Below are 20,631 nucleotides of genomic sequence, written 5' to 3'. Positions count from 1 at the left end.
CCGCCGATAGTCGAGGCCCGCAGCGGTCGTCGTCTCGTCGCGGCCCGAACCGCCGTGCTGGGGACGCCCGGCGATCCGGAGCTGGGACGATCGCCCGTCAGTCGGACGCCATCTCGCCCGTCGGGTCTTCGATCTGCTCGCTCGCCAGGACGCGGTTCGCTCGCCGGAGCCGTTCGGACAGCGCCTGGTGGGAGATGTCGAGTTCGTTGGCCAGTTCTTCGAGGGAGATCTCCCGCGGGACGTCGTAGTAGCCCTGCCGGTACGCCTCGGCGATCGCCTCTCGCTGGGGATCGGTCAGGGCCGCCGTCGCCTCGAGGTCGTCGTTCTGGTCGGCTTCGACCATCCGGCGTACGTCGACGTGGACTCCCTCGGTCTCGATCTCCGAGACGGCACTGGACAGTTCGTCGCGGTGGGGAAACAGGAGGCGAAGCGTCCACTGGCCGTCGGCAAACTGGGCGTCGAGCACCGTCCCGCCGTGAGTGTAGAGCGCACAGCAGACCGACCCGACGCCGTCGGCGTACTGGAGGCGGTACAGCCACTTCCCGGCGTCGGTGTTTTCGAGCAACTGGATGGCTTCCGCGACGGTCGGATCGTCGTCGAGCGCGTTCTCGAGGCGGTCCCGATCGACGTTCGAGAACCAGACCAGCGGCATCGTCCGCGTCGGGCCTTCGGCGACGACGCTTTCGACGCGGAGTTCGAGGTCCGGGAGCGTCTGGAGCGTGTCTGCGAGTGCGAACTCCTCGGCCGAGAGCGTGAGTTCGGCGATCGTCGTCATCGTGTCACCTCCACGTGTGCGCTCGAGTCCGGTTGGCGACCAACGCCGCTGTCGTGTGGATACGTGGACTCGACGCGTCTCATAAGTGTGTCAGCCGATCCACTCGGACGGTGACGAGAGCGAGCATCGACGTCGGACGGCTGGCCGAATCGATCGGGAGTGCTCCGGATTCGGGCGACAGTTCGCCGGAAATTCGCCGCGTCAACGCCGCCTGACGCTCTCGCTCGGATCGTGCTGGTAGAACCAACAGCGCCGGTACCGATGACGAGCAGGCCTTTGTGTTCCGGCGTTTTAAGAACGGGCGACGAACTGGATCCGTGTCGGGCGGCAGTCGGTCGGGCGGACCGACCAGGAGCCGCGTCGAGCGGCCGGATCGAAGCCGGCTAGTTCAGCCGAGCGAGGCGATTGAGCGCGTAGATCGTCTGCAAGACGTCCACGCTCTTTCCCTGATCGAAGACGAGTTCGTCCGTCTCGAGGACGTGTTCGAGGGTGTCCCGGGAGGCGTGTTCCGGTGCGGCTGCGATCCCCGAGTCGGTCTCGTCGACCCACTGCATCACCCGGAGATCGCTCTTCGAGTCGCCCATCACCAGCGCGAACGGGTCGTCAACGCCGAGTACCTCGAGCGATCGTTCGACCCCGACGACCTTGTTGAGTTCCAGACTCCCGATCTCGGCCGCGTCGGCCTCGTAGTAGGCGACGTCGATCCGATCTAGAATCTCGGTCAGGGTCCCGGGCACCGCGTCGGAATCGAGATCCGGGTAGGCCGCCTCGCCTTCGAGGACGCCCCTGATCTCGGGATCCTGCGCGGCGTAGAAGGCGCGGGTCCAGTCGCGGACGGCTTCACCCTCGAGTACGACATCGCCGTTGTCGTCGCCGCCCTCACCGTCGTCACCGCCGGACTCGCGCTCGTCGTCGAGGCCGAGCGCCGTCCCCACCGCGTCTGCGAGCAGGTCGATCAGATACACCAGCGCTTCGTCGATGGTTTCGCGCGCCTTCGAGGACCCGGTCTCGTAGTTGGGCTTCATCGTGACGTTGAACTCGTTGCCCTGCAGGTGACAGCCCCGCCGCAGGCTCTCCGGGGCCTCGGGAAGCACGCGCGATCGCACGTCGTCGAAGACGTCGCGGATCTCCGCGTCCAGATCCTCGTAGAGGAGTTGCTTCGTCTCCGCGCCGTGACCCGGCGTGAACACGCCCGTTCCGGCCTCGTAGACGATCGAGAGATTCCCCGAGTGGACGATCTCGCTGCCGAGTCCCTGAATCGCGAATCCCTTGACGTTCTCTAAGGTCTGGCCCGTACAGATGACGATCGGAACCCCGGCCTCGTGGAACTCCGTCAGCACGTGGAGCGTGTCCCGCGGAATCTCGTTGTCGGTGCCGCCGGCCGAGCGGAGCGTCTCGTCGACGTCCAGGACGAGGACGTTCACCGCGCGGCCGTACTTGGCGTCGAGGTCGAGCGCGGTGAACGTCTGGTCGCGGGTCGCACGGGCCGCGATCTCCGCGAACGTCTCGCCGGCCGCGAAGTCCGATCGGATCTCGTCTTTCCGCTCCTCGAGTTCCTCCTGGACGCCCTGCCAGTGTTCGAGGGCGACCCGGGAGTCGACGGCCGGAAAGACGTCGACGAACTCCTGGTACTCCCGTAACGTCTTCGTGTCGTACTCGTCGTAGAGGCGGTAGACGAGGTCGTATCGTTCCATGTGCTCTACAGGTGTCGGCAGTGGGATAATCGTTTCCAGTCGGCATGCCCTGCCGTGACCACCGGCGACCGAGAGCACGGCCGTGGATCCGCCTCACAGCCTTTATAAAAGCCGCACGCGAATTCGAGGACATATGAAAAACGTGGACGACCTCATCGAGAGTGCAGCCGAACTCGCCTCTCGGGGGCTCTCGAAGGGCGAAATCGCTGACGAGTTGAACGTCTCCCGGGAAACCGCGAGCTGGCTCGTCGAGCGAAGCGGCGCGACGACGCAACCGACCGACCAGGCGGCATCCGAGTCCGCCCAGCCCCGTGCGAACGGCCCGCAGGACATCCACGTCGACTGGTCGGCGATCGGCCGCGACAGCAAGCGCATGGGTGCGATCGCGGAGGCGATGGCCGACATGCTCGCCAAACACGGCGAGGACGTCGACCTCACGATCGGGATCGAGAAGGCCGGGGGGCCGATCGCGACGCTCGTCGCACGCGAACTGGAGACCGACCTGGGCACCTACACCCCCGCGAAACACCAGTGGGAGGAAGGCGACATCGAGGAACTCGGCGGGACGTTCTCGCGGAACTTCGCCGGCATCCGCGACCGCGAGTGCTACGTCGTCGACGACACGATCACGAGCGGCACGACGATGCGCGAGACGATCGAGGCCATCCGTGCGGAGGGCGGCGAACCGCTGGCCTGCATCGTGCTGGCGGACAAACAGGGCGTCGAGGAACTCGACGGCGTGCCGGTCTACTCGCTCTTGCAGGTCATCAGCGTCGGAAAAGACGAGTGACGTGGGTAGGCCGGACGTCGTCGAACGACGGCGACTCGCGATCGGGCCGCCGCTGGTCGAACGCGGGACGCAAGAAAAACTGAGTTCGCGGAGACGGGACGGATCTAGCCGTGGATGCCCATCGCTTCGATCTGTTCCTGGTACCGGTTTCGGATCGTCACTTCGGTCACCTGGGCGACGTCTGCGACTTCCCGCTGGGTCTTCTTCTCGTTGCAGAGCAGTGACGCGGCGTAAATCGCGGCCGCGGCGTATCCGGTCGGAGACTTGCCAGAGAGGAGCCCTTCCTCGGCCGTCTTCTCGATGATCTCGTTGGCCTTGGTCTGAACCTCTTCGGAGAGTTCGAGTTCGGAGCAGAATCGCGGGACGTACTTCTTCGGGTCGACGGGGCGCATCTCGAGGCCGAGTTCCTGCGAGATGTACCGATACGTGCGACCGATCTCTTTGCGTTCGACCCGGGACACCTCCGAAATCTCCTCGAGACTGCGCGGAATCCCCTCCTTTCGACAGGCGGCGTACAGCGCCGACGTCGCGACGCCCTCGATCGATCGCCCACGAATGAGGTCTTCTTTGAGCGCGCGTCGGTAGATGACCGACGCCACCTCGCGGACCGAACGCGGGACCCCGAGCGCCGAGGCCATCCGATCGATTTCGCTGAGCGCGAACTGCAGGTTTCGTTCGCCGGCGTCTTTCGTTCGAATGCGCTCCTGCCACTTGCGCAGCCGGTGCATCTGGCTTCGCTTTTTCGAGGAAATGGACCGCCCGTACGCGTCCTTGTCCTTCCAGTCGATCGTCGTCGTCAGCCCCTTGTCGTGCATCGTCTGGGTCGTCGGCGCGCCGACGCGGGACTTCTCCTGTCGTTCCTGGTGGTTGAACGCCCGCCACTCAGGGCCGGGGTCGATCTTTTCTTCCTCCACGACGAGCCCACAGTCTTCACAGATGAGCTCACCCCGGTCGGAGTCCTTTACGAGATTGTCCGATTCACACTCGGGGCAGGCACGTACCCCCTCCTGATCCTCGGTCTCGTCCGTCTCACGCGTTCGCTCCCGCTGGCGGGTGGACCGTGTCATCGCACTTTTATAGTAGTATCACCAAAGTATATAAATCCTTGGGAAGCGATTTTCGGTAATGGTACGTATCTGCCGAAAACCGCATATTTGGGGCCTCAGGCGCATGGTTTACGATTTGGAACCGGAAAGCCTTTATCCCAATCCTACCGACCGCAGCCACGAATGCCGGTCATCGAGTGCGACGTCGACGCGGCCCGCGATCGTCTCGAGCAAGCAGGTGTCACTGTCGAACCCGGGAACACGGATCACGAGCGATGGCGTGCGAGCCGCGGCGACGCGACCGCAGTCGCGTACGACGACAAAGTGGTTATCCAGGGCGGGACGCCGCGGGATCTCGAGGCACTGCTCCGGGAGGGCGGCGGGCGCGCGCACGTCTACTTCGACGGCGCGGCCCGCGGCAATCCGGGGCCGGCGGCGATCGGCTGGGTGATCGTCACTGGCGACGGCATCGTCGCCGAGGGGAGCGAACGGATCGGACGCGCGACGAACAACCAGGCCGAGTACGAGGCGCTCGTCGCCGCCCTCGAGGCGGCCCGCGACTACGGCTACGACGAGGTCCACCTGCGCGGCGACTCCGAACTGATCGTCAAACAGGTCCGCGGCGAGTACGACACGAACAACCCCGAACTGCGCGAGAAGCGCGTAACCGTCCACGAACTCCTCGCCGCGTTCGACGAGTGGACCATAGAGCACGTCCCGCGCGAGGTCAACGATCGGGCGGACGGGCTGGCGAACGAGGCCCTCGATCAGGCCTAATCCGCCGGGCGGAACGGGCGCACGATCGCGGACCGGCAAGGAAAACATCCCCCGAGCACGAACGAGTCGACATGGACGATCGCAACGCGACCGACGGATCGACCGACGATTCGTCCGCCGGGAGTGACGACGACGCGAGCGAACTCCCGGCCGACGTCGTCGACGACGCCGAACGCCTCACCAGGCTCGAACGGGGGGCGATCGACGAGAACGAACGCGCGGCGTACGCCGACCGCCGCGAGGAACTGCTCGCCGACCACGGGTTCACGTCCCGCGTTCGCGACGATACCGGCGACGCCACGCTCGTGCTCCACCCCGCGGAGTGGCTCGAAGACGGCGTCATCAGGACCGATCGCATCGACGACACCTCGCGCGCGATCGAGATTCCGCTCGAGGGGGCCGGCGATCCGGACGACTGGGACGCGGTCGAGGAGCACAACCGCGCGCTCGCCCGCGAGGTCCGATCGGCCCACGGGACCGTCCACGGGGCCAACGCGGCCGCGCTCGCCGATTTCTTCGGCAACCACTACGCGAAGCCGATCGAGTCGGCGACGGCTGCGGAACTCGAGGAGTTCCGATCGGAGTACTTCGTACGGAACGCCTGGCCCACGGAAAAACAACGGGAAGTGATCGACGACTCGATCAGGCTCGTCTTCGAGACGGCCGGTGAACCGGTGCCCGGATTCCAGGTTCAGTCGTCGTCTGCGAACGACGGGACGTCACGCTCGTAACGTCTCGAGCGGTGGCCCCGGGTTACTGGGTACTGTAGCTCTCGTCGACGATGTCGCGGATCTCATCGGCGCGATCGTCGTCCGTGACGACCTTCGAGAGGGTCCACTGGATGCCGTCGAGGACCGCCTCGTAGCCGTCGTCGGTCAGCGAGTACTGGTTCGTTCGCTTGTCCAGTTCGCTCTTTTCTACCAGTCCGAGGTCGACGAGTTCGTCGAGGTTGGGGTAGAGTCGCCCGTGATTTACTTCGGTTCCGTAGTACTCCTCGAGTTCGCGCTTGATCGCCAGCCCGTACATGGGTTCTTTTGCGAGGATGACGAGGATGTTGTTCTGGAACGCGGTCAGGTCGCGTGCAATACTCTGTTCGCCGGTGATTGATTGTGCCTCTGACATACGTGTGCAAATGTCACCAGACTATTTAAGACTTGCCAACTATTTGCCCACTTAGGTCGATCAGACGGAGCTAATCGACATCCGCGGGCGCCGGTACGCTGGTGCGACCGGGTCACGTCCCTCGGCTGTCTGGAAGCCGTCAACTGAAAGATGAAACTCGATTACGAAAGTACTTTTTGATCCACCCGTGGAGTTTCCGGTACATGGTCAATCTCTGGGAAGACTTAGAGACCGGACCGAACCCGCCAGAAGAGATCTACGCCGTCGTGGAGTGTCTCAAAGGCGAGCGCAACAAGTACGAGTACGACAAGGACGTCCCCGGCGTCGTCCTCGACCGCGTGCTCCACAGCAACGTCCACTACCCCTCGGACTACGGCTTCATCCCGCAGTCGTACTACGACGACGAGGACCCCTTCGACGTGCTCGTGCTCGTCGAGGACCAGACCTTCCCGGGCTGCGTCATCGAGGCCCGTCCCGTCGCGCTCATGAAGATGGACGACGACGGCGAACAGGACGACAAGGTCATCGCCGTCCCGAGCGAGGACCCGCGCTACGATCACATCGAGGATCTGGAGGACATCCCGCAGCAACAGCGCGATGAGATCGACGAGTTCTTCGCGACCTACAAGAACTTAGAGGAGGGCAAGGAAGTCGAGACCCAGGGCTGGGAGGACCGGCAGGCCGCCTACGACGCGATCGAGCACGCCCAGGACCTCTACGAGGAACACTTCGAGTAGCCGCTCCGTCGGCAGTGACGGCCGCGGCGTCGCGTCGACTCCGTTTCCTGCCGTTCCGTTTCTCGGGCGTCGCCAACCCGGACCAGGGGAGCCGCTCGATTCACGGGAGTTATCCACCCGCCCGCGGCTCATGCATTATGAGCATGGGTAATTTTATTGGGTGCAGGGTCGTAGGTACTCCCGTCATGGCAGCCACCAACCCGTCCGCCCGCGACTCCTCGTCGGCCCACAGTTCCGACACCGGCGTCGGAATGAATCACCCGACGGTCGTCCCGACGAACTTCGATCCCGAAGCCGACGATCGTGAGTAGCCCGGCCACCACCGTCCCCGTTCTTCAGCCCCCGTTTCGTCGGTCCTGCGTCTCTCCTCGCTGACGTTCGATCGCGTCACGGTCCAGTCCGACTGTAGTAACAACTGAAACGATGTACACACTGATCGCAAGGCGGCTTCGCGATCAGGTGTGCAGTGACTTTCAGTGGCTACTAGAGATCCAGTCACGATTGCCGCGACCTGCGGCACGAGCCCTGTCGCTCCTTCTCGGAAATCGTGTCTCGAAACGAACCTTCTTGTATGCGGTCGAACTACCACCGCCCATGGGTCTGTTCGATCGATTGCGGGGCGACGGCGATCCCAGGGTCGCATTTATCGGGATCGACGGCGTACCGTATAGCCTCTTGTCGGAACACGAGGAACTGTTTCCCAACTTCGCCGCCCTCGCCGACGACGGGACGGCGAGCGAAATCTCCAGCATCGTTCCGCCCGAATCGAGCGCCTGCTGGCCGTCGCTCACGACGGGGATGAACCCCGGCGAAACCGGCGTCTACGGCTTCCAGGATCGCGAAGTCGGCACCTACGACACCTACGTTCCGATGGGTCGAGAGGTGCAGGCCGATCGGGTCTGGGACCGCGTCCAGGAGGCGGGTCGCCAGTCGACGGTGCTGAACGTCCCCGTCACCTTCCCGCCACAGCGGAACGTCCAGCGGATGGTCTCGGGCTTTCTCTCTCCCGGGCTCGACAAGGCCGCCTATCCGGACGACGTCCGGGACCACCTCGAGTCGATCGACTACCGGATCGACGTCGATCCGAAACTCGGTCACGAGGACGACAAGGCCGCGTTCATCGAGGACGCCCACGCCACGGTCGACGCCCGGTTCGAGGCGTTCAAACACTACATCGAGGAAGACGACTGGGACCTGTTCTTCGGCGTCTTCATGACGACCGATCGGGTCAACCACTTCCTGTTCAAAGACTACGAGCGCGACGGCGAGTACAGGGACGAGTTCCTGGACTTCTATCGGAAGATCGACGACTACATCGGCCGGCTGCGAGAGGCGATGCCGGAAGACGTCACGCTGATCGTCGCCTCCGACCACGGCTTTACGAGCCTCGACTACGAGGTCCACTTCAACGAGTGGCTCCGCGAACAGGGCTGGCTCTCCTTCGAGACCGAGGACCCCGAGGAACTCGGCGACATCGCCTCGGACACGAAAGCCTACTCGTTCATCCCCGGCCGATTCTACATCAACCTCGAGGGCCGCGAACCGCGCGGATCGGTCCCCGAAGACGAGTACGACGCCGTCCGGGACGAACTCAAGGCCGACCTCGAGGCCCTCGAAGGGCCGGACGGGCGACCGGTCGTCGAGCGCGTCGTCGAGAAAGAGGACGCGTTCCGGGGCGACCACGACGACATCGCGCCGGACCTCGTCGCCATCCCGAACAAGGGCTTCGACCTCAAGTCGGGGTTCAAGGCCGACTCCGAAATCTTCGACACCGGGCCACGCAACGGGATGCACAGCTTCGACGACACCGCCCTGTACATCGACCACCCCGAGGCGTCGATCGGCGACGCCGACCTCTTCGACATCACGCCGACGATCCTCGACCTGATGGAGGTCGAGTACAGTCGCGGTGACTTCGACGGCGCGAGTCTCGTCTAGGATCGCCGTCCACAGTTCGATTCCGTTTTCCGGCCGCGGGGACCGAACCTCGGGTATGGAAGAAGTGATCCACGCCCGCGGCCACGAGCACGTCACCGCCGAACACGCGAGCACGTTCGAAGTGACGACCGACGACTATCTCACTCCGGCCGGCGACTGCATTCTCGCGATCGAAGCCGATCGCGCGCCGGCGGACTTCGACCCCGACTTCGTCGCGGCCTGTCAGGACCGGGACGCGACGATCACGGTGACGATCGCGGCCGACGGCTACACCGAGACCGTCGAGGGACGAGGCCACGCCGATCTCGAGTTCACCAACGAGCGAAGCGCGGTCGGCCGGACCAGCGACTACGTGGACGACCGGACGATCGTGACCGGGGCCGAGTTCGCCGCCGAAGGGTTCGATCGGGACCTGGTCGACGCGCTGGCCGAGGGGTACGAGGCGACGGTCACGATCACCGTCGAGTGATGGCCTGAGGGCTCAGGAGACGCCACGGCGTGGCGAGCGATCGATTCCGGTTCCGTCGTCGTTTTGAGGGCTGCGCTCCAAGCCCGCCACATGAGCGACGACCCGGAGCCTGCGGTCAACATCAGCGGCGGCACGGCCGGCGGCGGGACGCCCGTCGAGTTCGATCCGGCGACCGCCGACACGCGGGCCGAGCGCGTGGTCGATCGACTCGGCGAACTGTACTGGCAGAAATCCTACGGCGGGCGGGACGCGTTCACCTGTCTCGTGCGGACGATCCTGAGCCAGAACACGAGCGACAAGGCGAGCCAACCGGCCCACGACGCGCTGATCTCGAAATACGACGGTGGGGGCGTCGACCTCGCGGAATCGCTCGCGAACGCCGAGCAATCGACGCTCGCGGAGACGATCAGTTCTGCCGGGCTGTACAACCAGAAGTCCGAGATCCTCATCACGACCGCCGAGTGGGTGCTCGATGAGTTCGGCTCTGCGGTCGCCTTCGACGAGTTCGTCACGGACGAGACCCCGGAGACGGTCCGCGAAACCCTCCTCGAGGTGCGTGGCGTCGGTCCCAAGACCGCCGATTGCGTCCTGCTGTTCGCGGGCGGTCGCGGCGGCGTCTTCCCCGTCGATACGCACGTCCACCGAATCTACCGACGGCTGGGGATCGCCGACCCCGACGCCGATCACGAGGACGTTCGGGCCGTCCTCGAACGCGACGTCCCCGCCGCGAAGTGCGGCTTCGGCCACACCGCGACGATCCAGTTCGGCCGCGAGTACTGCACCGCGCGAAAGCCAGCCTGTCTCGAGGACCCCGACGCGTGCCCGATGGCCGACCTGTGCGACCAGGTCGGCATCTACCCCGCGACGGACGAGGTCGTCGACCCCGCCGAGACGATCGAGTGACCAAACCGATACGCCGGTTCGCCGGTCGGCTTCGATTTCGACCGATCGAGTCCGGGTAGCGGCTCAGGTTGCGAGCAGGACCACCGCGAGCACCGCGAATCCGATCCCGAGGACGTCCGTGAGCGCGATCGACTCCCCCAGAACGAGCACGCCGAGCGCGGCGGCGACGACGAAGTACAGCGCCGAGACCGTCGTCACGACCCCGACCCGACCGTAGCTGAGTCCGGCGTAGAACGCGACGGCGCCGAGTCCGGCGAAGACGCCCGCAACGAGCGCCAGAATCACGCCCGATCGTTCGAGGCTGATCGGATCGTTCTGGAAGCCGACGTACCCGACCGCGACGACGACGCCGGTCGTGTACGAGAGGATCATCGCGATCGCGGGGTCGATCGTTCGCGTGGCCTCGTTCGCGAGGACGGTCCAGACTCCCCAGCCGAGCATCGCGAACACGGCGAGCGTGATGGCGTGGTTCATACGCGATGGTCGGACCGCGAACTCCTCAGTGCTTCGCGATGAGTGCCGTTTTGCCGCCGGACTCCGCCGTGCGAGACGACTCGAATGCCCGCCGTGTCGACATCGACGGCTGCCAGAAGCGAGTCACAGGTGCGGAACGACGCGGAGAAAGCCGACTCTTCAGGCCGAAGCGGGAGTCACAGGAACCGGAACGTCTCGAGGTTCTTCGGCGCGAATGTCCGCATGTCGAACTCGTGGTACAGCGCGCTCGAGAGGTCCTGCGTGGAGCGCTCGTCGCCGTGGACGCAGAGCACCTTCTCGGGCCGGGGGTTCATCGTCCGCACGAAGTTCTCGAGGCCGGCCCGATCGGCGTGGCCGGAGAAGCCGTCGACGGTCTCGACGTTCATGTTCAGCGAGAGGGTGCCGCGGCCGCCGCCGTTGCCCATCGCGCCGACCTCGCTGGTGGGGATCTCGTCCCAGCCGTTCTGGATGCGTCGCCCGAGTGTTCCCTGGGCCTGGTAGCCGACGAAGACGAGCGTCGAGTCCGGATCGGGGCCGATGTGGCTGAGCCACGACATGATCGGGCCGCCGGTGACCATCCCGGAGGTCGAGAGGATGATGCAGGGTTCGCCGTCGGCGACGTCCTGGCGTTCCTCCTCGCCGCCGTCGATGTGGTTGAACTCCTCGGCGAGGAACGGGTTCTCGTCCTCGTGGAAGATCCGATCGCGGAGGTCGTCGCGCAGGTACTCGGGGTAGGTCGTGTGGATGGCGGTCGCCTCCCAGATCATCCCGTCGAGGTGGACCGGCATCTCGGGAATGTCGCCGCTGCGCATCGCCTCCTCGAGGACGAGCATGATCTCCTGTGAGCGACCCACGGCGAACGCGGGAATGAGGACCTTGCCGCCCCGCTCGTAGGTGTCCTTGATGACCTGCTTCAGCTTCCGCTCGGAGTCCTCCTGGTCGGTCTGGTAGTCGTTCCGGCCGCCGTAGGTCGACTCGAGCACGAGCGTCTCGACGCGCGGGAAGTCGTTGACCGCGCCGTTGAACAGGCGGGTGTCCTCGTAGTGGATGTCGCCGGAGAACGCGACGTTGTAGAGACCGTCGCCGATGTGGAAGTGCGAGACGGCCGAGCCGAGAATGTGGCCGGCGTTGTGGAAGGTCAGTTTGACGTCGGGCGCGATGTCGGTGACGTCGCCGTACTCGAGCGGGATCGTGTGCTTGATCGCCTCGCGGACCTGCTCGCTCTCGTACGGCGGGGTGCGCCCTTCCTTGGCCGCGACGTCGAGGTAGTCGAGCGTCAGCAGCCCCATCAGGTCCCGCGTGGGTTCGGTACAGTAAATCGGGCCGTCGTAGCCGTACTTGAACAGGAGCGGGATGAGCGCGGAGTGGTCGAGGTGAGCGTGGGTGAGGACGACCGCGTCGATCGTCTGGGGGCCCGCCCCGAGCGCTTCGGGGGCGTGGAGGTAGGGAACTTCGCCTTCGGCGCCGGGTTTGTCGCCGCAGTCGATGAGGATCCGCGTCTCGGGCGTCGAGAGGATGAAGGAGGCGCGTCCGACCTCGCGACAGCACCCGAGCGTCGAGATGCGGACGTACTCGTCGTCGGACATCTCCTCGCGGTGGATCTGTCGGCCCACCTTCTCCAGGATGTCCCGGCGCTCGTCGCGTTCCTGCTTGAGGAAGCTCCGAACGTTCGAGACCGTCGAGGACTCGATCGGCGGCGTGCGGACGACTTCGGGCGTCCAGCCGACGTTCTTGGTGATGTCCCGGAGCGTCGAACCGTGGCGACCGATCACCATGCCGGGCTTTTCGGCCTCGATGACGACCTCGCCGGTGTCGGCGTGGAAGTCGAGGTCGGTGACGCCTGCCTCGTCCGGGATGACGTTCATGATCTGCTCGCGCGCCTCGTCGGGTCGCGAGAGAACGCTCGGGTCCGGACGGACGGTGATGCGCTTGCGGAGTTTGCTCGCGAGTTTCCGAATCAGGTCGCCCTGCTGGGCGAATTTCTTCGGATCGCGCGTGTAGACCACCAGTTCCGGGCCTTCGTATTTCACCGAGGAGACCGAGATATCGGTCGGTAACTCGCTCGTGATCTCTGCTTTCAGATCGTCGAGTTGCTGCTCTACAGTACTCATAGGTCGCCAATTGGGCTTGCGTGAACTCGCCGACGGGGAGCCGTCGCGTCGTCGTCGCGGAACCGGCACCGGGCGATCGGCGGCGATCGATCGTCGCCGTCCCGGTCCCTGCCGACCACCGATAGCCACTCGTGTGTGGATCCTGATAGCGACGGGGAGTGATGTCGGAATGTGACGGAGTTCGGACGCCGTCTCGTGTTCCGGATCATCCTGTCAAGTTCCGTGCGTGACGACACGCTCCCAGGTCGGTCGTCCTGGTCCGTGCGGGAAGATTCCAGGGAGAACCCGCTTACTCGACGCTATTCTTTGCGTGGTATAAAAGCCTTCGCAAAAACCAGGGCCGTTCGACGCGTTGTCCACCTATGGAACTGACACTGGACCGCGTCGTTGCCGAACGCGACTGGATCGTACAGCGTGCTGACCGCGTCGTTCCGCTGATCAACGACGTCCGATCGGATCTCGGTGAGGTCTTCGACACCGACGTCGACCCGGTGACCGACGAGCAGTACCGCACGGAAGTCGACGCCGTCTTCGCCGACGGCGACCTGGCGGTCAACGTCGCGGCGATGGTCGCCATCCTTCGCGAGCTAGACGTCGAGGGGGACTACCCCGGCTTCATCGTCGACGAGATTCTGGGTCGGGAACTCGCGGCGACGATCGCCGGCACGCAGCCCCTGCGGACGCTGGGCGAGGCAACGTTTCACTACGCGGACGTGCATGTCCACGGCGGCGACGACGAGAACGCGGGGGTCGACGACCTGGAGGCGGCGCTCGCGGCTGGCTTCCAGGAACGCATTCCCGGCTGGAACTGGACCGAGCGCGAGAGTCCGTTCAGCGTCGACTGAATGGTCGGATGCGGGGACCGGATATCGGCCGCGAGTGGGTGCGTCCTCAGGAGTCGTTCGTGTCGTCGTCCGCGTCTTCCCCGCCGTCCGACGAGTCGTTCGTTTCGTTCCCCGTGCCCTCTCCGTCTCCGGGGGCTGGTCCCTGCTGTTGTTGCTGTTGCTCGATGATCAGGTCGTAGGCCTCGCTTCCGTACAGCACGGTCAGGGGGCCGCTTCGGAGCGCGCCGAGGATCGCCCCGTCGTCGCCGTCGATCAGGTACAGGCCCGGGACCTCGTCCGACGACTCGTCGATCGTCACGTCCTCCTCGTCGGCGTAGGATTCGAACTCGTCGATCGCGTCCTGACGGCGCTGTTCGACCTCCTCCTGGAACTCGCTCCGATCGATCTCGCCCGCCTCGAGTTGATCGTAGAGTTCCTGGACGTCCTCCTGGGGGACGTCGACGACGGCGGTGAGTCGCTCGTCTCCGTTCTCGTCTTCGTCCTGGGTCAACAGACTGGCGTCCGCACAGCCCGCGATCGACGCTGCGGTGCCCGTACCGGCGATCTGGAGGAATCGACGGCGATCGTGCTCGGAAGTCATGTCGTGCTCGAACGCCACTCCCTGGAGGAATAAGGGTTTTTGACAGTCCATCACACGGTTTCGCGTCGCCGCGACGGGTCCGGGTCCCTTTTATTCGGCCGCGGGCAATCTCGAGACAGTGACAGCCAGTCCCCACTCCTCGCGAGCGATCACGCTCGAGCAGCCCTCGCTCGCCGCCGCGTGCGAGGCGATCGCCGACGGCCTCGAGCGCGAGGCCCTGGTCACGGTGTTCGGTCGCTGCACCGTCGACTACGAGGGCCGCGCCGCCAGCACGCTCGATGCGGGCGATCGCCACGTCATGCTGAAACCCGACGGCGCGGCGCTGGTCCACACCCACGAGGGCCAGCAACCGGTCAACTGGCAGCCGCCCGGCTGCGACCACGAGGTGGGCTGCACGGACGAGGCCCTCCTTCTCGAGAGCCGCCGATCGACGCCGGACGAACGGCTCCGCGTGCGATTCCAGCAGGTGTTACAGGTCTCGGCCTTCTCGGGCACCGACACGAACGAACTCGCACTCGAGGGAACCGAGGAGGATCTCCGCCAGCGGATCCTCGACGAACCCGCCCTGCTCGAGGACGGATTCACGCCGCTCGCGACCGAGCGCGACACCCCGGCCGGTGCCGTGGACATCTACGGCGAGGACGCGTCCGGTCGCGCCGTCGTCGTCGAACTCAAGCGCCGCCGGGTCGGTCCGGACGCCGTGAGTCAACTGCGACGGTACGTCGACGCCCTCGAGCGGGACCTCCACGCCGACGCCGCCGTTCGCGGTCTGCTCGTCGCCCCGTCGGTGACCGACCGGGCCGATCGGCTGCTGGTAGAGCACGGTCTCGAGTTCGTCGCGCTGGAGCCGACGGGCGGGTAGTCGTCCGATCCGGGACGTCAGTTCGACGGATACGTCCCCGCGAGTTGCGCCATTTCGAGGACGTGGCCGTCGATCGCTGACTCGAGGTCGCTGGCGCCGGCGGCCGACTCGAGGTCGATCGTCGTATCGAGCGCGTAGAGTTTGAACCGGTACTCGTGTTCCCGGTCCGGTGGACTCGGGCCGCCGTAGCCGGACTCGCCGAAATCGTTCGTCCCTTCCGTCGCGTCGTCGGGATCCCATCCTTCGGGAATCGTCGTCGTCTCCGGCGAAACGTTCCAGACGACCCAGTGATCCCAGACCCTCCCGGCGGGTTCGACCGCGTCGGGGTCGTCCACGATCAGCGCCAGTGACTCGGCGGCGTCGGGAACGCCGTCGATCTCGAGGGGCGGACTGACGTTTTCCGCGCCGTAGCCGTGCCGGTCGGGGATCCGCTCGCCGTCGTCGAATGCAGGACTCGTGAGGGACAGGGGAGGCATCACTCGACTCTCCCACCTCGTCCACGAAGAACGTTACACACTGGCGCAGTGACATCGGTGTCAGCGCGCACTTATTCCTCTCGATTTCCTAAGGCGGTCGATGTCACTTGCATCTCGTCTTCCGAACCGTCGCGATAGCGAGTCTGCGGATCGATCCGAAACGCTCGCGGAGTCGACCGACGACACGGTGACCGACACCGCGCTCTTCCGTCTCGGGCGCGTCCTCTTCGGGGGCGTCCTCGCGTTCAACGCGATCGACAACCTGCGGAACCTCGAGGAACGAATCGACTACGCCGAATTCAAGGGTGCACCCGAACCCGACCGCACCGTCCCCGCGGCCAGCGTCGGCCTCCTGCTCGGCGGACTCGGCGTCATCCTCTGGAAACTGCCGGCCGCGGCCGCGATCGGGATCGCCGGCTTCCTGGCCGGAACGACTCCCGTGATGCACGACTTCTGGAACCAGGACGACGAGGAGACCAAACAACGGGAGCAGATCCAGTTCCTCAAAAACACCGCGCTGTTCGGCGCCGCACTGGCGTTCGCGCGAGTCGCCCGTCGTTCGACGTAACCGCCGCCGTTTTCTCACGGTTTCGACGACTCCTCGAGCAGCCGTTTCAGCCGATCGAGTTCCGTCAGCGCCTCGACGGGCGTGAGGTGTGCGAGGTCGAGCGCCCGGAGTTCGGCGGCGACGTCGGTCGGCACGTCGCCTACGTCGGAGCGTGGCTCCGACGAGGATCGCGAACCAGGGGTCCGCTCACCGCCGTCTGCGGTCGCCTGCCCCGTTCCCGCGTCGTCGACCGGCGACACTTCGGACTGGTCTCGGTCGTCCTCGCCGATCGAGTCGTCGGCCGCCGCCGCGACCAGATCCCGCGACCGCTCGACCACCGACTCCGGAACGCCGGCGGCGGTCGCGACTTCGACGCCGTAGGACCCGGTCGCCGCGCCGGGGGCGATTTCGTGGTGGAAGACGACCTCGCCCTCGTCCTGGTCGACCTCGAAGTGGAGCGTGAACGCGTCGGGGAGGTCGTCCGCGAGTTCGGTCAGCGGGTGGTGGTGGGTCGCAAAGAGCGTCGTCGCCCCGACCTCGTCGTGGAGGTGTTCGGTGATCGCCTGTGCGATCGCGAGGCCGTCCGCGGTGGACGTGCCCCGACCCACCTCGTCCAGCAGGACCAGCGAGCGCTCGTCGGCCTCCCGGAGGATCGTCGCGAGTTCGTCCATCTCGATCATGAACGTCGATCGGCCGCCGGCGATGTCGTCGCTGGCACCCACACGGGTGAAGATCCGCTCGACCGGCGTCAGCCGGGCCGATCGCGCGGGGACGAAACTGCCGACCTGCGCGAGGAGGACGATCTGGGCCACCTGCCGCATGTACGTCGACTTCCCCGACATGTTGGGACCGGTGATCACCGCCAGCCGCCGATCGGGATCGAACGTCGCGTCGTTCGGCACGAACGACTCCTGCGTGCGCTCGACGACCGGGTGGCGGCCGCCCTCGATGTCGATGACGAGGCCGTCGTCGCCCCCGTCTCCGGGGGCGCTGGCTCCGGTTCCGCCCCGATCGAGTATCTCGGGCCGACAGTAGTCGTACTGGGCCGCGACGGTAGCCAGCGAAACGAGCGCGTCGAGCGTCGCGACGGCGTCGGCGAGCGCCTGCACCCGTTCGACCTCCCCGGCGATGTCGCGGCGAACCTCCCGGAACAGTTCGTACTCGCGTTCGTTCGCGCGCTCTTCCGCGCCGACGATCTCGTCCTCGCGCTCCTTGAGTTCGGGCGTGACGAACCGCTCGGAGTTCTTCAGCGTCTGGCGGCGCTGGTAGTTCTCGGGGACCGCGTCGAGGTTGGGGTTGGTCACCTCGATGTAGTAGCCGTGGACGGAGTTGTAGCCGACCTTCAGCGAGTCGATCCCGGTCCGCTCCCGTTCCGCTTCCTCGAGGTCGTCGATCCACTGCTTGCCGTCCCGGGCCGTCTCGCGCAACGCGTCCAGGTCCTCGTCGTACCCCTCGGCGATGATCCCGCCCTCGGTGATCTCGATCGGCGGATCCGCGACGATCGCGTCCTCGATCAACTCGCGGACGTCGGCCAGCGGGTCGAGGGACGCGTGGAGGTCCCGGAGGCGGTCGCAGTCGGCGTCGGCGAGTTGCGCCCGGATCTCGGGGACGACGGCCAGCGTGTCCCGGAGCGATCGCAGGTCCCGCGCGTTGGCACGCTCCCGGGAGATGCGGCCGATCAGTCGCTCCAGGTCGTAGACGTTCCGCAGGCGGTCGTGGAGCCGTTCCCGCCGCTGGACCGCGCCGGTGAGTTCGTCGACGGCGTCGTGGCGGGCCGCGATCCGATCGGTGTCGAGCAGCGGCCGACGGAGCCAGTCCCGGAGCTTGCGGCCGCCGAGCGCGCTGGCGGTCTCGTCGAGCACGCCGACCAGCGTGGCGTCCTCGCGGCCGTGAACGGCACGGGGCTCGAACAGTTCGAGGCTCCGCAGGGCGACGGCGTCGAGGAGGAGGTACTCGCGGGGATCGTACCGGGTGAGGCGGGTAATGTATTCGAGTCGATGGGTGGCATCGGCCGCGAAGACGGCGTCGACGCGACGGTCGTCGTCCTCGCCGCGTTCGCCCTCGTGCTCCCCGCCGCGGACGTACTCGGCGTAGGCGAGCAACGCGCCGCAGGCCCGGATCTCCGCGTCGCTCGCGAGCAACGCATCGGGGTTCCGAAAGTACGTCGAGACCTTCTCGCCGGCTCGATCGCGATCGAACGCGCGGGCGTCGAACGGGGTCACCATGCAGTCCTCGGGGAGGAGGTCGGCGGATGCGTCGGGGCCGACGACCGCTTCGGACGGATCGAACCGGCTCACCTCGTCGGCGATCGACTCGCTCGCGGTCGAACTCGTCGCGAGGAAGTCGCCGGTCGAGACGTCGAGCAGGGAGAGCGCGAGGTCGTCGCCGTCCCGTGCGATCGCGGCGACGAAGTTGTTGTCGTCGCCCGCGAGCAGTTCGTCCTCGGTGAGCGTCCCCGGCGTGATCACGCGCGTGACCGCCCGCTCGACGACGCCGGAGGTCTCGCCAGGCTCCTCGACCTGGTCGGCGACCGCGACACGGTATCCCGCCTCGAGCAACTCCTCGACGTACGACTCGGCGTTGTCGATCGGAATGCCGGCCATCGGGTACTCGCCGGTGCTGTCCTCGCGACTGGTGAGCGCAATCTCGAGTAGTCGCGCGGTGCGTTCGGCGGCCTCACAGAACGTCTCGTAGAAGTCCCCGACCTGGAAGAGCACGAGCGCGTCGTCGTAGCGCGCACAGAGGTCGTGGTACTGGCGCATCATCGGCGTCAACTCGTCGCGTTTCTCGGCCATCGCGTCGGGCGGGCCAAGCGCCGAATCCATGTCTCAATTCCGCCGCCGCACGGGGAAATACCTTGCTGGATCTCTCCCCGGATCGATCGCGATCGATCGGTTCTCTGCTCGACTGATCGAGTCGTCTGACTGTCACGCTATCGGAAAAAACGTATTACGGGGGCTCTCGAAGAGGGGAGTGATTGACATGGAACCGGGCTCGTCGATCGGTCGGGTACTCGCGTTTCTGGCCGTCACGCTGCTGATCAGCAGCGCCCTCGTCGGCGTCGCCGTCGCCGCGCCGTCGAGCACGACCGACGCCGGCCTGCTCGATCTGGAGCGCACCGATCGCGTCGGCGCCATCGACGACGAACTGAACGACACGACCGGGACCCTCGAGAACACGACGAACGAGACGACAGACGCTCTCGCGAATACCACCGACGAAACGACGGACGCCGTCGAGAATACGACGAACGAGACGACCGACGCCGTGGAGAACACGACGAACGAAACCACCGGCGATCTGGACGACCCCGTCACCAACACGACCGAGGACGCCGTCACGGACCTCTCCGACGGCCTCGAAAACACGACGGGGACGACGACCGATCTCGTCGACGACGGCGTCGAACTGACGGCCGCCCTCGTCCAGTACACCGTCGACGAGACGACCGGCACGATCGAGTACACGGTCACCGGAACGACGAGCCTCGTCGACGATACCGTGGCGGAGACGGGGACGCTCGTCACCCTCGAGACCGACGACCGGCACGCGGAGTCGTCGGCGTCGATCGAGCGGCCCGTCGACGAGTCGTCGAGTGAGAACGGGACGCAATCGGCGGCTGACGGCCCGGACGACGCCGATCGATCGAGTCCGGGTACGTCCTCGACGGCCGCCGACGCCGTCCTGGTCGGCCTCATGGGTGCGATGACTGCGACGGGCGTGGCGGCCGGTGGGGGCGGCGCCGGCACCGGTGCCGGCGGTGCAAGTGGATCGTCGGCCACCGCGAGGACGCTTCGCCACCTCCGGCACGCGAGAGCCGAGTTCCCGTGGAAGCTCCTCCCGATATTCAAGTACAGCCGCTACGACGACTCCGATCCGCTCGAAAACGATCGGCGTCGGGCGGTCTACGAGACGATCGAAGCCGATCCGGGCTGTTACCTCTCGCGGATCAGCGAGCGAAGCGACGTCTCCCTCTCGACGGTCCGCCACCACGTCCGCATTCTCGAGGACGAAGGGCTGGTGTCGACGGCCAAGATCAACGGGAAACGGCGATACTACGTCGAGAGCGAGACGTCGGCGGACGCTCGGCGGGACGGCGACGTCGCACTCTACGCCGCGCTCGACGAACCCGCCAAACGCGACGTCCTCGAGGCCCTCGCCGACCTCGGTCGGGCACCCAACGGGCGACTCGCGGACGCCCTCGATCGGGACCCGAGCACGGTCTCGCACCACCTCTCCTCGCTCGCGGACGACGGACTCGTCGTCCGCGAACGCGACGGCCGATCGATGGTCAACCAACTCGCCCCGCGGGTCGAGGCGGCCCTCGATCGCGACGAGGCGACCGAGGGCGACGCCTCGTCGCCGACTCCGGCGGACGATTGATACGGTCTGCTGTACCGAGTTCCCCGGTGCAACCGCAGGGCGGTCACGATTGCACCGGAACCGACTTCCGGTAGTCCGTTTGAGCGCGATCGGGTCGCCGAT

General features: G+C 66.1%; 21 protein-coding genes. 12 read left to right on the top strand and 9 right to left on the bottom strand.

Translation table 11 applies throughout. The features are described 5' to 3' along the window. Window positions 1-97 precede the first annotated feature (97 nt). Window positions 98-775, bottom strand: a complete 678-nt coding sequence (locus AC6I6X_RS02560) for a helix-turn-helix domain-containing protein (protein WP_497928940.1) — start codon at window positions 773-775, stop codon at window positions 98-100. Window positions 776-1,158: 383 nt separating this feature from the next. Next, on the bottom strand, window positions 1,159-2,469 hold the full coding sequence (locus AC6I6X_RS02555; RefSeq protein ID WP_497928939.1) for an HAD family hydrolase: 1,311 nt from the start codon (window positions 2,467-2,469) through the stop codon (window positions 1,159-1,161). A 133-nt stretch (window positions 2,470-2,602) separates the two neighbouring features. Here AC6I6X_RS02555 and gfcR point away from each other — a divergent pair, with 133 nt between their 5' ends. After that, on the top strand, window positions 2,603-3,259 hold the full coding sequence (gene gfcR / locus AC6I6X_RS02550; RefSeq protein ID WP_497928938.1) for a transcriptional regulator GfcR: 657 nt from the start codon (window positions 2,603-2,605) through the stop codon (window positions 3,257-3,259). A 104-nt stretch (window positions 3,260-3,363) separates the two neighbouring features. Here gfcR and AC6I6X_RS02545 read toward each other — a convergent pair whose 3' ends face one another. Continuing rightward, complete coding sequence (locus tag AC6I6X_RS02545; RefSeq protein WP_006108914.1) at window positions 3,364-4,326, bottom strand: transcription initiation factor IIB; 963 nt, start codon at window positions 4,324-4,326, stop codon at window positions 3,364-3,366. Window positions 4,327-4,488: 162 nt separating this feature from the next. Here AC6I6X_RS02545 and rnhA point away from each other — a divergent pair, with 162 nt between their 5' ends. Beyond that, complete coding sequence (rnhA, locus tag AC6I6X_RS02540) at window positions 4,489-5,082, top strand: ribonuclease HI (protein ID WP_497928937.1); 594 nt, start codon at window positions 4,489-4,491, stop codon at window positions 5,080-5,082. A gap of 71 nt (window positions 5,083-5,153) precedes the next feature. Then, window positions 5,154-5,813: a DUF7108 family protein gene (locus AC6I6X_RS02535; protein WP_497928936.1), complete on the top strand. Its 660-nt coding sequence runs from the start codon at window positions 5,154-5,156 to the stop codon at window positions 5,811-5,813. Window positions 5,814-5,835: 22 nt separating this feature from the next. Here the strand turns inward: AC6I6X_RS02535 and AC6I6X_RS02530 are convergent, their stop codons facing one another. Next, window positions 5,836-6,204: a PadR family transcriptional regulator gene (locus AC6I6X_RS02530; protein ID WP_497928935.1), complete on the bottom strand. Its 369-nt coding sequence runs from the start codon at window positions 6,202-6,204 to the stop codon at window positions 5,836-5,838. Between the two features lie 203 nt (window positions 6,205-6,407). Here AC6I6X_RS02530 and AC6I6X_RS02525 point away from each other — a divergent pair, with 203 nt between their 5' ends. The 5 genes from AC6I6X_RS02525 to AC6I6X_RS02505 all read left to right on the top strand — a co-directional run bounded on the left by AC6I6X_RS02525 (window position 6,408) and on the right by AC6I6X_RS02505 (window position 10,251). Then, window positions 6,408-6,941: an inorganic diphosphatase gene (locus AC6I6X_RS02525; protein ID WP_497928934.1), complete on the top strand. Its 534-nt coding sequence runs from the start codon at window positions 6,408-6,410 to the stop codon at window positions 6,939-6,941. 185 nt (window positions 6,942-7,126) lie between these two features. Beyond that, window positions 7,127-7,252: a hypothetical protein gene (locus AC6I6X_RS02520; protein WP_497928933.1), complete on the top strand. Its 126-nt coding sequence runs from the start codon at window positions 7,127-7,129 to the stop codon at window positions 7,250-7,252. Window positions 7,253-7,535: 283 nt separating this feature from the next. Then, entirely contained in the window at window positions 7,536-8,879 is a 1,344-nt protein-coding gene (locus AC6I6X_RS02515; protein ID WP_497928932.1) for an alkaline phosphatase family protein, read from the top strand. A 55-nt stretch (window positions 8,880-8,934) separates the two neighbouring features. After that, window positions 8,935-9,348 (top strand): DUF371 domain-containing protein, encoded by a 414-nt coding sequence (locus AC6I6X_RS02510; protein ID WP_497928931.1) that lies wholly within the window; start codon window positions 8,935-8,937, stop codon window positions 9,346-9,348. Between the two features lie 90 nt (window positions 9,349-9,438). After that, window positions 9,439-10,251, top strand: a complete 813-nt coding sequence (locus tag AC6I6X_RS02505; protein WP_497928930.1) for an endonuclease III domain-containing protein — start codon at window positions 9,439-9,441, stop codon at window positions 10,249-10,251. Window positions 10,252-10,314: 63 nt separating this feature from the next. Here the strand turns inward: AC6I6X_RS02505 and AC6I6X_RS02500 are convergent, their stop codons facing one another. Beyond that, entirely contained in the window at window positions 10,315-10,725 is a 411-nt protein-coding gene (locus AC6I6X_RS02500) for an EamA family transporter (RefSeq protein ID WP_497928929.1), read from the bottom strand. A gap of 176 nt (window positions 10,726-10,901) precedes the next feature. After that, window positions 10,902-12,836 carry a beta-CASP ribonuclease aCPSF1 gene (locus AC6I6X_RS02495; protein WP_497928928.1) on the bottom strand — a complete coding sequence of 645 codons (1,935 nt, stop codon included), beginning with the start codon at window positions 12,834-12,836 and terminating at the stop codon, window positions 10,902-10,904. A 362-nt stretch (window positions 12,837-13,198) separates the two neighbouring features. Here AC6I6X_RS02495 and AC6I6X_RS02490 point away from each other — a divergent pair, with 362 nt between their 5' ends. Further along, on the top strand, window positions 13,199-13,681 hold the full coding sequence (locus tag AC6I6X_RS02490) for a DUF7984 family protein (RefSeq protein ID WP_497928927.1): 483 nt from the start codon (window positions 13,199-13,201) through the stop codon (window positions 13,679-13,681). Between the two features lie 46 nt (window positions 13,682-13,727). Here the strand turns inward: AC6I6X_RS02490 and AC6I6X_RS02485 are convergent, their stop codons facing one another. Continuing rightward, window positions 13,728-14,261: a hypothetical protein gene (locus AC6I6X_RS02485; RefSeq protein ID WP_497928926.1), complete on the bottom strand. Its 534-nt coding sequence runs from the start codon at window positions 14,259-14,261 to the stop codon at window positions 13,728-13,730. Between the two features lie 118 nt (window positions 14,262-14,379). Here AC6I6X_RS02485 and nucS point away from each other — a divergent pair, with 118 nt between their 5' ends. Beyond that, the gene (nucS, locus tag AC6I6X_RS02480; protein WP_497928925.1) at window positions 14,380-15,123 is read left to right on the top strand and encodes an endonuclease NucS; all 744 of its coding nucleotides are present in this window, start codon (window positions 14,380-14,382) and stop codon (window positions 15,121-15,123) included. Window positions 15,124-15,140: 17 nt separating this feature from the next. On the opposite strand, the gene AC6I6X_RS02475 is transcribed toward nucS, so the two are convergent. Beyond that, window positions 15,141-15,599 (bottom strand): YbhB/YbcL family Raf kinase inhibitor-like protein, encoded by a 459-nt coding sequence (locus tag AC6I6X_RS02475; protein WP_497928924.1) that lies wholly within the window; start codon window positions 15,597-15,599, stop codon window positions 15,141-15,143. Window positions 15,600-15,699: 100 nt separating this feature from the next. Between AC6I6X_RS02475 and AC6I6X_RS02470 the strand changes: the two genes are divergently transcribed. Next, window positions 15,700-16,167 carry a DoxX family membrane protein gene (locus AC6I6X_RS02470; RefSeq protein WP_497928923.1) on the top strand — a complete coding sequence of 156 codons (468 nt, stop codon included), beginning with the start codon at window positions 15,700-15,702 and terminating at the stop codon, window positions 16,165-16,167. A 14-nt stretch (window positions 16,168-16,181) separates the two neighbouring features. Here AC6I6X_RS02470 and mutS read toward each other — a convergent pair whose 3' ends face one another. Continuing rightward, window positions 16,182-18,971 (bottom strand): DNA mismatch repair protein MutS, encoded by a 2,790-nt coding sequence (gene mutS / locus AC6I6X_RS02465; RefSeq protein WP_497928922.1) that lies wholly within the window; start codon window positions 18,969-18,971, stop codon window positions 16,182-16,184. Window positions 18,972-19,128: 157 nt separating this feature from the next. Here mutS and AC6I6X_RS02460 point away from each other — a divergent pair, with 157 nt between their 5' ends. Further along, window positions 19,129-20,529 carry a winged helix-turn-helix transcriptional regulator gene (locus tag AC6I6X_RS02460; RefSeq protein WP_497928921.1) on the top strand — a complete coding sequence of 467 codons (1,401 nt, stop codon included), beginning with the start codon at window positions 19,129-19,131 and terminating at the stop codon, window positions 20,527-20,529. Window positions 20,530-20,631 lie beyond the last annotated feature (102 nt).

This window comes from Halosolutus sp. YCN4 (assembly GCF_059736495.1).
Note: the sequence above shows the minus strand (reverse complement) of the source record. Positions and strands in the feature narration are given on the sequence as shown.

Excerpts from the sequence above, each read along its gene's own strand:
- AC6I6X_RS02560 (WP_497928940.1), bottom strand. The coding sequence starts at position 775 with ATGACGACGATCGCCGAACTCACGCTCTCGGCCGAGGAGTTCGCACTC.
- AC6I6X_RS02555 (WP_497928939.1), bottom strand. The coding sequence starts at position 2,469 with ATGGAACGATACGACCTCGTCTACCGCCTCTACGACGAGTACGACACG.
- gfcR (WP_497928938.1), top strand. The coding sequence starts at position 2,603 with ATGAAAAACGTGGACGACCTCATCGAGAGTGCAGCCGAACTCGCCTCT.
- AC6I6X_RS02545 (WP_006108914.1), bottom strand. The coding sequence starts at position 4,326 with ATGACACGGTCCACCCGCCAGCGGGAGCGAACGCGTGAGACGGACGAG.
- rnhA (WP_497928937.1), top strand. The coding sequence starts at position 4,489 with ATGCCGGTCATCGAGTGCGACGTCGACGCGGCCCGCGATCGTCTCGAG.
- AC6I6X_RS02535 (WP_497928936.1), top strand. The coding sequence starts at position 5,154 with ATGGACGATCGCAACGCGACCGACGGATCGACCGACGATTCGTCCGCC.
- AC6I6X_RS02530 (WP_497928935.1), bottom strand. The coding sequence starts at position 6,204 with ATGTCAGAGGCACAATCAATCACCGGCGAACAGAGTATTGCACGCGAC.
- AC6I6X_RS02525 (WP_497928934.1), top strand. The coding sequence starts at position 6,408 with ATGGTCAATCTCTGGGAAGACTTAGAGACCGGACCGAACCCGCCAGAA.
- AC6I6X_RS02520 (WP_497928933.1), top strand. The coding sequence starts at position 7,127 with ATGGCAGCCACCAACCCGTCCGCCCGCGACTCCTCGTCGGCCCACAGT.
- AC6I6X_RS02515 (WP_497928932.1), top strand. The coding sequence starts at position 7,536 with ATGGGTCTGTTCGATCGATTGCGGGGCGACGGCGATCCCAGGGTCGCA.
- AC6I6X_RS02510 (WP_497928931.1), top strand. The coding sequence starts at position 8,935 with ATGGAAGAAGTGATCCACGCCCGCGGCCACGAGCACGTCACCGCCGAA.
- AC6I6X_RS02505 (WP_497928930.1), top strand. The coding sequence starts at position 9,439 with ATGAGCGACGACCCGGAGCCTGCGGTCAACATCAGCGGCGGCACGGCC.
- AC6I6X_RS02500 (WP_497928929.1), bottom strand. The coding sequence starts at position 10,725 with ATGAACCACGCCATCACGCTCGCCGTGTTCGCGATGCTCGGCTGGGGA.
- AC6I6X_RS02495 (WP_497928928.1), bottom strand. The coding sequence starts at position 12,836 with ATGAGTACTGTAGAGCAGCAACTCGACGATCTGAAAGCAGAGATCACG.
- AC6I6X_RS02490 (WP_497928927.1), top strand. The coding sequence starts at position 13,199 with ATGGAACTGACACTGGACCGCGTCGTTGCCGAACGCGACTGGATCGTA.
- AC6I6X_RS02485 (WP_497928926.1), bottom strand. The coding sequence starts at position 14,261 with ATGACTTCCGAGCACGATCGCCGTCGATTCCTCCAGATCGCCGGTACG.
- AC6I6X_RS02475 (WP_497928924.1), bottom strand. The coding sequence starts at position 15,599 with ATGCCTCCCCTGTCCCTCACGAGTCCTGCATTCGACGACGGCGAGCGG.
- AC6I6X_RS02470 (WP_497928923.1), top strand. The coding sequence starts at position 15,700 with ATGTCACTTGCATCTCGTCTTCCGAACCGTCGCGATAGCGAGTCTGCG.
- mutS (WP_497928922.1), bottom strand. The coding sequence starts at position 18,971 with ATGGATTCGGCGCTTGGCCCGCCCGACGCGATGGCCGAGAAACGCGAC.
- AC6I6X_RS02460 (WP_497928921.1), top strand. The coding sequence starts at position 19,129 with ATGGAACCGGGCTCGTCGATCGGTCGGGTACTCGCGTTTCTGGCCGTC.